This is a genomic window from Paenibacillus amylolyticus (assembly GCF_051136285.1).
Classification (GTDB): Bacteria; Bacillota; Bacilli; order Paenibacillales; family Paenibacillaceae; genus Paenibacillus; species Paenibacillus amylolyticus_F.
Genome location: NZ_CP194938.1, coordinates 3,465,453 through 3,478,422 on the forward strand (window position 1 = coordinate 3,465,453; position 12,970 = coordinate 3,478,422).

The 12,970-nt window shown below is 48.3% G+C and carries 10 protein-coding genes; 5 read left to right on the plus strand and 5 right to left on the minus strand.

Going from position 1 to position 12,970, the window contains the following annotated elements; all coding sequences use genetic code 11:
- Positions 1-211: 211 nt before the first annotated feature.
- On the minus strand, positions 212-2,530 hold the full coding sequence (locus ACR8BL_RS15265) for a glycoside hydrolase family 88/105 protein (RefSeq protein ID WP_434748428.1): 2,319 nt from the start codon (positions 2,528-2,530) through the stop codon (positions 212-214).
- A gap of 384 nt (positions 2,531-2,914) precedes the next feature.
- Positions 2,915-3,739 (minus strand): endonuclease/exonuclease/phosphatase family protein, encoded by an 825-nt coding sequence (locus ACR8BL_RS15270; RefSeq protein WP_434753133.1) that lies wholly within the window; start codon positions 3,737-3,739, stop codon positions 2,915-2,917.
- 292 nt (positions 3,740-4,031) lie between these two features.
- Here ACR8BL_RS15270 and ACR8BL_RS15275 point away from each other — a divergent pair, with 292 nt between their 5' ends.
- On the plus strand, positions 4,032-5,888 hold the full coding sequence (locus ACR8BL_RS15275; RefSeq protein ID WP_434748429.1) for an SWIM zinc finger family protein: 1,857 nt from the start codon (positions 4,032-4,034) through the stop codon (positions 5,886-5,888).
- On the plus strand, positions 5,885-8,917 hold the full coding sequence (locus ACR8BL_RS15280) for a DEAD/DEAH box helicase (protein ID WP_434748430.1): 3,033 nt from the start codon (positions 5,885-5,887) through the stop codon (positions 8,915-8,917). The genes ACR8BL_RS15275 and ACR8BL_RS15280 overlap by 4 nt, the downstream gene beginning before the upstream one ends.
- A 129-nt stretch (positions 8,918-9,046) precedes the next feature.
- Here the strand turns inward: ACR8BL_RS15280 and ACR8BL_RS15285 are convergent, their stop codons facing one another.
- The gene (locus ACR8BL_RS15285; RefSeq protein WP_434748431.1) at positions 9,047-9,514 is read right to left on the minus strand and encodes a hypothetical protein; all 468 of its coding nucleotides are present in this window, start codon (positions 9,512-9,514) and stop codon (positions 9,047-9,049) included.
- A 161-nt stretch (positions 9,515-9,675) separates the two neighbouring features.
- Entirely contained in the window at positions 9,676-10,323 is a 648-nt protein-coding gene (locus ACR8BL_RS15290; protein WP_434748432.1) for a TetR/AcrR family transcriptional regulator, read from the minus strand.
- Between the two features lie 212 nt (positions 10,324-10,535).
- On the opposite strand from ACR8BL_RS15290, the gene ACR8BL_RS15295 reads away from it, so the two are divergent.
- Positions 10,536-11,219 carry a type 1 glutamine amidotransferase domain-containing protein gene (locus ACR8BL_RS15295; RefSeq protein WP_434748433.1) on the plus strand — a complete coding sequence of 228 codons (684 nt, stop codon included), beginning with the start codon at positions 10,536-10,538 and terminating at the stop codon, positions 11,217-11,219.
- Between the two features lie 245 nt (positions 11,220-11,464).
- On the opposite strand, the gene ACR8BL_RS15300 is transcribed toward ACR8BL_RS15295, so the two are convergent.
- Complete coding sequence (locus ACR8BL_RS15300; RefSeq protein ID WP_434748434.1) at positions 11,465-11,602, minus strand: hypothetical protein; 138 nt, start codon at positions 11,600-11,602, stop codon at positions 11,465-11,467.
- 228 nt (positions 11,603-11,830) lie between these two features.
- On the opposite strand from ACR8BL_RS15300, the gene udk reads away from it, so the two are divergent.
- Both udk and csaA read left to right on the plus strand, forming a co-directional pair.
- Positions 11,831-12,463: a uridine kinase gene (udk, locus tag ACR8BL_RS15305; protein ID WP_434748435.1), complete on the plus strand. Its 633-nt coding sequence runs from the start codon at positions 11,831-11,833 to the stop codon at positions 12,461-12,463.
- A 177-nt stretch (positions 12,464-12,640) separates the two neighbouring features.
- Complete coding sequence (csaA, locus tag ACR8BL_RS15310; protein ID WP_434748436.1) at positions 12,641-12,970, plus strand: chaperone CsaA; 330 nt, start codon at positions 12,641-12,643, stop codon at positions 12,968-12,970.

The following is a 12,970-nucleotide window of genomic DNA, read 5'->3' on the forward strand; positions in this document are numbered from 1 at the left end:
CCCCTTATTGCTTAAATGAAATCGCTTACAAAACTATTGTAATCGCCTGCCACTGCACATGACATAAACAAAAGTAAGCTATCCTGTCAAAAAAGTAAGGGGTTCACAGGAAAGAAAAACCACCGGAAACCCTATTCCCGGTGGCGCTTATTCCTTCAAACATGAACAAAGTTACATAATGAAGCAGGTAAGAGGCTGGTACAAACTGCTTCTATCCAGAATGCACAGCAGAAGCTGTAGAATTTGCCGTGCGCTCCGACAAATGTCTCTCCATTTGGGCTACCTCTGTTCCCGCCAACATCATGATACCAATCCCGTGATTATCATTAGTAACGGTACGTAAATCCTGGTCGTAGTATTCCGCCGTGAATGCATATCTCGAACCGCTGCACACGCCATGCACATTCCCTTGACGATCAATGGCTTTGCTGACCAGTCCCTTCCATGCCCGCTGTGCCGCTGTAACATATGAAGCAGGGTCTTTGAACCAGCCAAAACGTACACCACGCGCAAAACCATAAGCGAACATGGCTGTACAGGAGGCTTCCAGGTATGTCTCCGAATGATTCAATACTTGATGCCAGAGCCCACTCTCACTCTGCAATGCCGCATAACCCTCACACAGCTCGTTGAAAAAGGCAATTAACGCCGGGCGCTCCGGATGCTCTTCCGGCAATGCCTCCAGCACTTCCGTCAAGGAGAACAGCGTCCAACCGTTGCCCCGCCCCCAAGGAATCTGTGTTGCCTGCTCATATTTGAAATCATACACATGAGACATGGTCTTGTACTCAGGCATAAACAAATATTTGCGATACAGTGAAAACTGTTTTGCCGCTTCATCAAGCGCCTCGGACTTCCCTGTCACACGCGCATACCGCACAAGGAATGGTGTACTCATATATAGATCATCTGCCCACATCGTGTTCTCGGCATATTCACCTGCACATGTGCGATAAAACGCTCCATCCGCTCGGCGTTCCAAGCGGGAAAGCATGAAGTCTGCGATTCGTTCAGCAATCGGCAGGAAGGTTGGTTCCTTACATTCGGTATAAGACTCCAGCATCGCTGAGCCAAAGGAACCGCAGTTGTCCAACATTTTCAACATAATTAATTGCTGGTTGATCGCCGGGAATCCATATTGTTCACGATCCCATAGAGAGTACTCATACATCTGGGTACAGGCCTGCACATGTTCAGCGGCATATCGCGTAATATCTGGTCGTTGCATATACCGTCCAGCTTGCAGCAATCCGTATACAGTAACCCCAAGCGGATAATCCCAGCGTCCGTAGTTGGTTACACTGCCCACGGTCCATTTATTGCTTAGCATCGCATTTTCATAATAAGGTCGAATGAACGTATCCGGACGATCCAGTCTCCAGTATGTCCGCTCCGCTGCCGCCAAAGTGCCGCTGGGCTCCTTGCCTTGCTGCAAAGCGCTTGTCTGGTACACACGATCCGTACGCATCAAGTCTGCCAGTTCTGGCTCAACCCCTGACTCGAACGGCCCTGCATAGAACCAGCATTCATTCATTGCTCCCTGTACTCGCTCTGGAAGCTCCAATGGTTGTGACTCCGTGCCGACAGATGCTTTCAGGTCGAACCCCCATGAGCCAGCGTCAGTCTGACATTCACTTCGAATTAAAAGATCATTCCGGCCAAAGGACGCCGCTACCTCCACTTCAAACGACCCTGCTTGTTTCACTTCTGCAACCGATTTGCCGCCAAGCCATATCTGCAGTGGGCCAGAGGAGTGTCCTGACAAATGGACCGGACGTCCAGATGCATCACGGTTGTTCAGGTGAGTCCACGCATAAGCATGTCTGCCGGGAAGCAAGCCATAGATTCGTTCCAGAGCCGATTTATTCTGTTCGGAAGCAGACCAGTGAACATCGGGTAGCCACTTCAAGACGCTCTCCCCTTGACTTGCGAGCAAGTTCGGCTGTGCTTGCCCGTTTGAGGAGGATACAGGTTCAGAGAAAACCCAGCCCGCTTGTCCCAAACGCTCCTGAAATGGAGCGAGTACATTCAGAATACGCACTTTTCCTTCATCAGAACCGAACTGGCATCCGAATCCGGCAGGCGTGTTTTTCATCTCCAACCACACAGTATTCCAGCCAGGTTGGATGTCGATTCCAAGCTTCACCGTGGCATCTGGCGTGATTTCATCGATGACAGTAGAGCGGTAGATCAGCTCGTTGTTAAAATAAAAACGTACCGGTCCATAACAACGTACAAGCACGTCCAGATTGCGGTTCTCATCCCCCCAGACCAGTGCTGCAGCGTAGGAGATATGATCTTTAGGCGCGTCTGGAAAGCGTTTACCAAGATTCAGATCATAGAGCCCTTTATCATTTTGCAAAATGCCAGATTGCTGAAACGCACGGTATACAAAATTGGCCTGTGCATTGGCACCAATATATCTCTCAGCGAGCACCTTCAATACCTGCTCCTGATCTTCTCCGAATCGATAATACATGCTCTGCGGTTCACTGAAATACGTTGTCATCGAATGCCACATTCCTCTCATGTTGGAGTACATTTAATCAATAAAAGTCCATTCTATATAAATGACGTTATTCTCCTCATTTTCAAAACCTCAGATATAGCGCTTAACCTCAGTAAGGATGCCCTTTTGCAGGAAAGGAAACAGCTCTTCTTTTACTCTTCACACCGATTAATAATCCTAGTATAACTGACATGGCACATGGTGGCTACAGATTTTTGTTTACGCTTACACCGAGTTCTGAATTTATCTCTTCCCCCTCAGAAAATTGCGGCATTTAATTGTTTTCAAAACCAAGAAGCCTATGCTCCTTCCTAAACAGGAAAGGAGCATAGGCTTCACAGCATGTGTAACCAGCTATTAAACCGATGCCGGTTTTCAATTAAAAAGCTGAGTCCATTATAATCATCAAATCTCTACTGCAACGCCGAAATGATCGGATACGACCGGTCCATTTGTACCATCCAGCACAACATTGGAGGATCGAGCCTGCACAGGGCGGTTAGCAAAAATATAATCAATCCGGAGCGGCTGTTCATTGTCGGCCCATCCTGCAATTGCTTTGACTACGGTAGCTCCGTTGTCTTTTTGTTTGGCTGTCGTGTAGAGGTCATTCCATCCATGTTCCATCATGTAATCGTAGCCTTCACCGCGAATCTCAGCGACATTGTTGAAGTCTCCCATCAGATACAGCGGCTGATCCATATATGGTGCAAGTTTGCTCTCTGTCAAATCCCACTGCCCCTTGAAAGGTTCCTGTGCATCATCCCACCAGTTAAAATGTCCATTTACAAACCATGTGGATGTGGATTGACCTTGCAGGGTGGTCTCAATCCCGACGATTTTGCGTGTACGATAGTTGTTATAATCCCGCATGTGGGATACATATTCTCCAAACGAACGGGTAATCGGTGTCCGGCTCAGGATCGCCAGCCCTTCATCGTATGTACGAAACCCGATGTGGGTTGGAATCCAGGTCCAATAATACGTATCGGTCAACTGCTGTAGCAGGACGTGAGCGTAGTTATCTTTTTTGATCGTCACACCAGCTTCGGTCGCCGTATATGTCTGCAGTTCCTCTTGAGACAGTGCTGTCTCTTGAATCGACTGGTTCACCTCTTGCATCGAAATGATATCAAATTGATGTGTATTGATGAAATCAGCCAGCTGACTGATCTTCTTCCGTTGCTCTTCTTCCGCCCAGGCGTGGACGTTTAACGTAAGGATTTTCATATATATGCTCGCTCCTGTTGTTGAATATAGTCTTAGCTCTGTCATCGTGCAGCTGTATTTCTTCTGAAAGGAATACATACGATAAGCATACACAATATGAAGTGTTCCTGCATGTCTACCGGAAAGCATCAGGACAGTTACATCCTCTTGCTTCGCAAAATTGAGGATCATATAGATTCAGATAACGTCTGCACGAGCGACTCCATAACTGATATGATAGAATCATTGAAACTGTAGCCCCTGACGTCCTGGACGTCATGATTAGTTAACCATGTTTACCCCAGGAGATGGAATGATGAACGTACCCAATGATTGCATGATGGATGACGCGCAGTGGCAAGCGTTAATTCGTGAGGTTGCAGAGCTTTTTAACAACCTGACGATCATGCGTGGATTCCAGTATTATAAACAGAAACGTGTTGGAGCTTTAAAATTCAATGAGTCTCAGATCGTTATGGCCGAGGTACAAGGAAGTGAATCTTACGAAGTGGTTCTCCGTATGCAGGCCTTGTCCACCAGTTATTGTGCCTGTCCGGTCAACTCCCCATGCAAGCATATGGCAGCTGTACTCATGAGTTATGCCGAGCAGCAGGGGCGTCCGGTTCCAGCACTGGTGAATGCACATGCAAGCACGGCCTTGAAACAAACCAGCAAACCAGCAGGCACTTCTGCGGGGAGAGCTTACAACTTCGGCAATGCTACGGAACGAGAGGATACCTTCGAAGATAACAACTCTACAGAGAACCAGCAATACAGCGAGATCAAAGAGCGGGCGACCGAGTTGTCCGGAATGACCATCTCGGACTGGCATGAACTGTTTCGGGCAAGTCTTAAGCGGCTGGGTACAGGGACAGCAACCACTGCTTACATTCAGGAAGCCGCTGATGAGCTGTACGCGATCAAACCCAAAATGTCCACTGCGATGGATCAGCTGTTCGAGCTGCATGTCCAGCTCTACCTTATGCGGTACTGCATACCACCAGCGCGCAACTCCATTACACATACTCCTGTGTATTTAAGTTATCCTGCCCAGCTGGCGGTTGATGCCCTCCAAAAAGGACTCGAATCCCTCCTGCTTCAACCGCTGGACTTGTCTGGATTGCAAGGTACTGCGCTTGAGCAAGTCTGGGCGAGGCTGGACGAAACTGCAGCTTATCTGCGGACAGAGATGTTAGCGGAGACGGCTAACATGATGTTCTTCACGCCAATTTACCCGAAACTGTGGCTGAACTGGATTGTGCCCCGGCTTCAAGGAAAACAGGCGATGTTGGAGTCAGAACTAACTGATTTAAATGAAATAGAAGCGAATATTATCGCCTCAGCGGGAGCAACGGGAGCCAAAGATCCAGCCCGTACAGTTGGTTCGGCAGCATCCCCAAACAGGATCGGTGGCAACCAGAGTTACGAAGGTGATGAAACCCATGCTGCCAGAGCCATACCCAACACAAGCGGGATGGTTAGAAAAGTCTCTCTTCCCCTGCCACTTGTTCTTGCACAAAGCTGGATGTACTACCACTTGGAGCAGGATACATCCGCCTGGCAGAAGCTCGTCCATGGCAGCTCATCATACGGTATTCCTCCGGAACATTTGTTGTATTTTCTCCATACACTAGCCGATGCAGCTGACTGGACACGTCTTAGTGAATGGTTGGTGCAACTCGGGCCACTGCTGGCGGTTCGCCGCAATGCCCCGTTGCAGGACTATATGCGATTGTGGGATATCACAATCCAGCAAGTCCCGAAGGCGGAACAACAAATGTGGGACACGCTGGTCAGCATGCTTCCCCACTCGAGGCCTGCTTATGAGGAAGCCATGCATTCTCGGGGGCAGTGGCGCAGATGGATTGATTTTCAACTGAGTACAGGCACAGAACCTCTCGAATTCCGCGTAGCCGTGTTGCAACCCATCGAGAAGGATGCCCCTGAATTGCTGTTACCGTTCTATCATCAGGCGGTCGAGCGTTATATCGGTCATAAAAACAGAGATGGTTATAAGGCCGCTGTAAAGCTGCTGAAACGACTGTCCAAAATATATAAAAAATTGAAGCAAGAGGTGCAATGGGAACAATTCATCACTACACTGGCTGTTCGGAACAGTCGGTTGCGTGCCCTGCAGGAGGAGCTTCGGAAAGGTAAACTGATTCCATGAGTCTAATCCACCTGTACACAGAAACAATTGAGGTACACGTTGCTTTGACCGGATATGGCGATGCGCTATTTTACGGTGCTCTAAATACACACCATTTTGTATCAGGCCAGTCGCTGAAGCAGCGCCTCTTCGCCTGGCATGCTCCTTCCTTCTATGGTACGGAGCTGGAAATCCGGCAGATTGAAGAGGTTGAACTTGTGGTGCTGCCTGCGGAAGAAGTCATTCCGTTCTTCGCAGAGATGCATACCCTGATCCACATCGAATGGAAGTGGGACGAGCAGGCAGATCACCTCATCCGACTCGCTCCGATACTTGCATCATCCATCGAGAAACGAAAGTATGTTCCCAGCTTTGAAGCTTATCGCGCCGGACAGTTGCAATGGACGTGGGACCCAGACAGTATGAAAAAGCAGGAGCTGGCTTCGCTTAACCAAGCCATTCAGCAGACGGATGAGAGTTACGCCGAAGGACTCGGCGCAGCCTATTCCGCTGCCGTGTTCCAGCAATGTTACAGCACAGAAGAGGCTGCTACCGACCTACGGCGGGAGTTCCCGCAACTCTTCCCCGAGCGCGGAGTACTTCCGCGAACAGGCGGCCTTGATGCTCGGTCGTGGCTGGTATCCATCGGCTGGAAAGCCGATGCAGCACCATTCCGACCGATGCTGCAATTGCAGGAGCCGGATGAGGACGACTCCTCATGGCGTCTGCGGCTGGTATTGCAGAACAAGCTGGACGCTGCTGTTCTCGTGCCGGTCATGCTGGATTCACGCGGACGGCTGGAGGGCGAATGGCCCGAGGGCTGGACGCCTTTCATTCTGGACCGCTCGCCTGGCTGGCTGGATCAGCTTCGCGCGCAACTGCCACGTCTTGGCAGCTCCATCAGCGGCAGACGAGATATTTTGAGCGATCCGCTGGATGATCGGCAAGCTTGGCAGTTCCTGACCCAAGATAGCGGTCGCTTGCTAGCTGCGGGCTGGCAAGTCCTTTTGCCAGGCTGGTGGGAAGCAGCCCGCAAGAAAAAACCGAAGCTGCGAGCCAAGGTGAAACCGGAAGAAGGCAGCGAGCGAGGTCAATCCTTCTTTGGATTGGACTCGATCATTCATTTTGACTGGCGTATTGCCATTGGGGATACCGATCTTAGTGAAGAGGAATTTGCGGATCTCGTCGCTCGTAACGAACGACTGGTTCGCTTCCGCGGCGAATGGGTGCCGCTCGATCCCGATCTGCTGGAGCAGATTCGCAGAGCCATGGGCGGTGTTGATCGGGAACAGGGACTTTCGTTTCAGGATATTCTGCACCTGCATCTGCTTCACAATGAACAACGAGAATATGCCAAGCAGAAATGGAAGGAAGGCCAGCAAACTGAGGATGAGCAGCCACCGTCTCAGTCCAGCGAGAGTATGCGGCTGGAGGTGGAGTTGAATGAACATCTGAATCGGGTCATTGCTCAGCTCGGAGGCGGACAAGGTGGGGCTCCTTCCCTGCCCATTCCGGATGGACTCCATGCCGAATTGCGATCCTATCAGAAGGAAGGCTTCGCTTGGCTTGGTTTCCTGCGCAGGTTCGGCCTTGGGGCCTGTCTTGCAGATGATATGGGTCTCGGGAAAACGATCCAGTTCATTACCTATCTGCTCCACATCAAGGATCATGAGCCAAGGTTGCCTGGACAAGCTCCTGCCCTGCTGATCTGTCCGACATCCGTACTGGGTAACTGGCAGAAGGAAATCAGCCGTTTTGCTCCTTCCATCCGTGTGAGTTTGCATTACGGGCCACGGCGGTTAAGCGGGGAAGAATTCCGGGAGCAGGCCGAGCAATCGGATATTATCCTTACCTCCTATGCTACGGCAACACTGGATCAGGAACTGCTGGAAACCTATACTTGGGCCGCCATCTGTCTTGATGAAGCGCAGAACATCAAGAACGCCCAGACCAAACAGTCTATGGCTGTGCGCAGCTTCCCGGCCAAACACCGTATTGCGCTCACAGGTACACCGATCGAGAACCGCTTAGCTGAGCTATGGTCGATCTATGATTTCATTAATCCGGGATATCTGGGCAGCGCTCGTGCATTCCAAACCCGCTTCATTAGTGCGATTGAGAAGGACAAGGATGAACAGCGCATGCAGGATCTGCAGCAGCTGGTAAAACCTTTTATGCTACGCCGCAAGAAAAAGGATCCGAATATCCAGCTCGATCTGCCGGATAAAAATGAGATGAAAACCTATATTCACCTCACGGGTGAACAGAGTGCATTATATGACCAATCGGTGCAAGCTCTGATGGACAAAATGAAAGAGCTGGAGGGCATCAAGCGCAAAGGTGCAATTCTCTCCGCATTAACACAATTGAAGCAGCTATGTGATCATCCACTGCTGCTAACCAAAGAAACGCTGCCGGAGGAGTTACCTGCAGATGGTCCAGCAACATCTGCCTATGATGTTTACAGCCCGCAGGATATGGCGATGCTCATCAGCCGCTCAGCCAAGCTGGAACGGCTGATGGAGCTTGTTCGTGAGCTGCGTGACGAGGGCGAACGCTGCCTTATTTTTACGCAATATATCGGTATGGGACAGATGTTGCAACAAGTACTGCGGCAGGAATTGCAAGAGCCAGTGCTGTACCTGCATGGTGGCACGTCGAAGACGGCACGGGATCGCATGATAGAGGAATTCCAGTCCCGCACACTACCCGCGGACAAGCAGCCTTCGGTCTTCATTCTGTCCATTAAGGCTGGCGGCGTGGGGCTGAATCTGACGGCGGCCAATCACGTCTTCCACTTTGACCGCTGGTGGAACCCTGCTGTTGAGAATCAGGCAACGGACCGGGCGTATCGGATGGGACAGACCAAGGACGTGCAGGTGCATAAATTCATTTCCCTCGGAACGTTGGAGGAACGAATCGATGAAATGCTGGAAAGTAAACAGCAGCTCAGCGACAACATCATCACCAGCTCCGAGAACTGGATTACCGAACTGTCGACCGATGAACTGAAGGATCTATTTACTCGGCGTCGCGACTGGTCGGGTTAAGCTGCATACTGAATAAATTAAAAAGAGCGAGGCTTTGGAATATTGATTCCAGCTTCGCTCTTTTTTGCTTTTTTAATGCAAGATAAGATCATTCAATCTGATCTAATATGGTCTGATCTGGTTCTAGTTCTAACGCATATTACCGATGATGGAGGATTTGGAGTCTTGCATCTTTTTAATGAAATTAGTCATCAGATCAAAAGCTTCATTCCGTTTGTTAGACATGGACTGCAAACGAAGCATATCCATTTGTTGCGAATTGCTGAGGGCATCAATCTGGCCTTTCAGTGTTTGCACGGCGGCTTGATCTCCGTTTTGCTGAGCCACTTGCAATTTTGCATTGAGATCAGTGATCTGTTGATTGCGGTTCTGTACCGCTTGGATTTGTGTTTGCAGTTGAGCATCCAGCAATTTGGCGCGCTCCTGCTGAACCATCATCAATGCCGTTTCAATATCCATGGAGGAGAGGTTCACGCTGGACAAAGAAGAAACGGGCTTTGCCACAGTAGCACTTGCTGCCGAAGCATAAGTAACAACCGATACCGCTGCCATCGCGGCGATAGCCGTTGAAGAGAGAAGCTTTGTTGACTTTTTCATAGAGTAAACCTCCCAAAATATGTAGAAGACATCTGGTCATAATTGACATCTTTCGACATGATTATATCAGAAGACCTAGGACTTTAAATCCACATTCTTAAAATTTTAAGTTAAATTGAACAACCCTTTTTATACCCAGGCACTAAAACTCGCATCCATCTTTACATCGTCCGTGACAGCTGTTGAATCAACTCGTTAATGTATGCTTTTACCGGCTGGTCATCCAGATTCTCCAAACGAGAGGGGTGCATCAATTGATGTTTCTTCATCATATAAAATTCAAACAAGGCCTGCCGAATCGTCATATCATGCGTAATGGAAAACGACGACTCAGCGATCCTGCGAATCACCGCTTCATCCTGAATCATATACAGCACCGGACTAATTCGATTAAAGATGCCTTGTGTCATTCCCTTTTCAAAAAAGGAACATAACTGTTCACTATGATGCCGCAGAGCAGAAGCAATCCCTTCGTATAATGCCGGATAAAGCTTTTTGACCTCGCTCCAAAAGAACTCGGGCAGATATAACACATGGGTCATCGCATGCTCATAGGCAATCTGAAATCTGCGCTCATACGAGATCGTGTCATCCTCCATGGTCACCCGGGAATCATGAATCTCCTCAATGTACACGTTCAGTACGTTCTGGATAATTTCCTCTTTCGATGTGAAGTATTTATATAGGGTTGCCTTGCTGATATGCATATGTTTCGCGATGTCATCCATGCGCAGGGAACTGATGGACTTTGTACGTAGAACCGGAATGATCTTGGTCAGTAGTTTTTGTGAGTTTTCCAAACGTTTCAAAAGATTACCTCCTTCATGCTGTGTCAACGGCTCCGTATTGGACAATATATTGAGTATAGCATGGTTGGACAGAATAGATAGAATATACAAACTATACGAAATTCATAGTTTTAGTTTACTTTGGCAAATGAGTGTGATATATTGTCTGCATGAAGTTGTTAGCGATTATATTTTACACAATCTAATTAAAGCAATATACAGGAGGTTTTACCATGAAAAAAGTATTAGTTGTTTTGACCAATGTCGATAAATATGCAACCAAGGATGAACCTACAGGTCTGTGGCTGAGTGAAGCTACTCACTTCATCGAAGAATTCGACCATAACGAGAATGTGCAGATTGATCTGGTCAGCCCGAACGGCGGCAACGTGCCACTTGATCCGAAAAGTCTGGGCGACTCTCTGGATGCAAGCACCAAAGCATATTTCGAGAACGAAGCTTTCATGAACAAACTGAAAAATACATTAAAACCTAGCGAAGTTAGCGCAAGTGACTACGATGCGATCTACTTCACAGGCGGTCACGGTACAATGTGGGATTTCCCGGACAATGCCGAACTTCAAGCGTTATCCCGTGATATTTATGAAAAAGGTGGCGTGGTATCCGGCGTGTGCCACGGGGTTACCGCCCTGCTGAATGTGAAGCTGTCCAACGGCTTGCTTCTGATTAACGATAAGAAAGTGTCCGGCTTCACCAATGAGGAAGAAGAACTGGCTCAACAAACGAAGTATGTTCCTTTCTTGCTGGAAGATGCCTTGCGTGAACGTGCCTCTGAGTACGTTAAAGCATCTCCATTCAGCTCTTACGTTACAACAGACGGACGTGTCGTTACAGGACAAAACCCGCAATCCAGCAAAGCGGTAGCTGAAAGTGTCAAAGAACTGCTCGGTCTGTAAGGTTTCCATATTGGACCGAGTTGGTCAGAGCCTACTCTGCATGAGCATTGTTCAATGATCAACCGCATTACTTGAATCAACCCCAGCTCCCCCATGAGCTTCTATATAAATGAACACCAGAATTATATAAACACCACAAACAGCACGTATCCGTCATGATCTGACGATACGTGCTGTTTTATTAATGTCCCGCGGAATTACAGCTCTGCCCCGTTCGTACAGACTACGTTCTGATTAGAGAGGGATTACACTATTTCAATTCGGTATCCCCAAATGATCTGATTGCCAATACGGCAGGCAGCGTGCTCATTTTTGTTATTCTTGGTCTGCTTACCCGTCTGCTCGGCCAGAACCAGTTTCTTCACTGGAAGATGCCAGGACACAAGTCAAATTCTCCGATGCGCTAGAATCATATATCTGGAAATGAGCACACCCCCTGAAAGGCAAAACATGGTTCTGTTCCTTAAGATGAAAAAGTCAGCGAGCTGTGATACAATAAAAGAATTGTGTATTCGCAGACAGACATGCAGATCAAGCTCAAAAATCAAACATTTTTGGCACTCTTCATCGATTGATCATGCTGCCACTTTAGGGAGGTTTATGGAACAACCATGCTCATTATTGGTATCGCCGGAGGAACCGGCTCCGGCAAAACAACGGTAGCCCGCTCCGTTATTGAACGTCTGGGATCAGCTAAAGTTACATTCATATCCCAAGACAATTATTACAAAGACCAGTCAGACCTCACACCTGAACAACGCAGACTGACGAATTACGATCACCCGTTTGCTTTTGATAATGATCTGCTGATTGAACATCTCACCCTCTTGAAAAAAGGCCACGCGGCATATGCTCCCGTGTATGACTTCACCATAGATAATCGTGCTGTAGGCGAAACGATTGAGCTTGCACCGAATCATATCATCATTGTAGAAGGGTTACATGTGCTGATTGATGAGCACCTTCGTACATTGCTGGATATCAAGGTATTTGTAGATACCGATTCCGATGTACGTATTCTGCGCAGAGTATTGCGGGACATGGAAGAGCGTGGACGCTCGATCCAATCCGTGTACAAACAGTATCTCGAAACGGTAAAACCGATGCATGATGCGTTTATCGAACCATCCAAGAAGTATGCAGATATCATTATCCCAGAGGGCGGGCATAATGAAGTAGGGATCCAGATGCTGTCCATTCTTACCGAGAAATATCTCACGGGAGAAAACTGGAACAGATCATAATCAAAGCTGCATAACGACTTTTAGGGGATTTTTTCTGGAACATTTCTATGGAGAATTCCACTAGAGCATACTAAAGGAAATCCAGGTTACGATACAGCGTAATCTGGATTTTTGATATGTTCTGGCGGAATGTTCATTTATACTGAGTGTCAATGTTCGTTGAAAGGAGTTTAGCTTATGGCTACTTTTGAAGATTTTATGCAACATGACATCCGAGTGGGTACCGTGGTGGAGGCTGAACCTTTCCTGAAGGCTCGTGTCCCCGCAATTAAAATGAAAATTGATTTTGGCCCACTCGGTTTAAAGAGTTCGAGTGCTCAGATCACCCAACGTTACACACCTGACATGATGATTGGGAAACAGGTTATTGCAGTCGTTAATTTCCCACCGCGGCGGATTGCTGGTTTCATCTCTGAAGTCCTTGTGCTGGGCGGTGTGCCCGGCGAAGGCGATGTAGTCCTACTCTCTCCAGACCATCCGTTGCCAAATGGAACACCGATTGCCTGA

Excerpts from the sequence above, each read along its gene's own strand:
- csaA (WP_434748436.1), top strand. The coding sequence starts at position 12,641 with ATGGCTACTTTTGAAGATTTTATGCAACATGACATCCGAGTGGGTACC.
- ACR8BL_RS15270 (WP_434753133.1), bottom strand. The coding sequence starts at position 3,739 with ATGAAAATCCTTACGTTAAACGTCCACGCCTGGGCGGAAGAAGAGCAA.
- ACR8BL_RS15275 (WP_434748429.1), top strand. The coding sequence starts at position 4,032 with ATGATGAACGTACCCAATGATTGCATGATGGATGACGCGCAGTGGCAA.
- ACR8BL_RS15265 (WP_434748428.1), bottom strand. The coding sequence starts at position 2,530 with ATGAGAGGAATGTGGCATTCGATGACAACGTATTTCAGTGAACCGCAG.
- udk (WP_434748435.1), top strand. The coding sequence starts at position 11,831 with ATGCTCATTATTGGTATCGCCGGAGGAACCGGCTCCGGCAAAACAACG.
- ACR8BL_RS15285 (WP_434748431.1), bottom strand. The coding sequence starts at position 9,514 with ATGAAAAAGTCAACAAAGCTTCTCTCTTCAACGGCTATCGCCGCGATG.
- ACR8BL_RS15295 (WP_434748433.1), top strand. The coding sequence starts at position 10,536 with ATGAAAAAAGTATTAGTTGTTTTGACCAATGTCGATAAATATGCAACC.
- ACR8BL_RS15280 (WP_434748430.1), top strand. The coding sequence starts at position 5,885 with ATGAGTCTAATCCACCTGTACACAGAAACAATTGAGGTACACGTTGCT.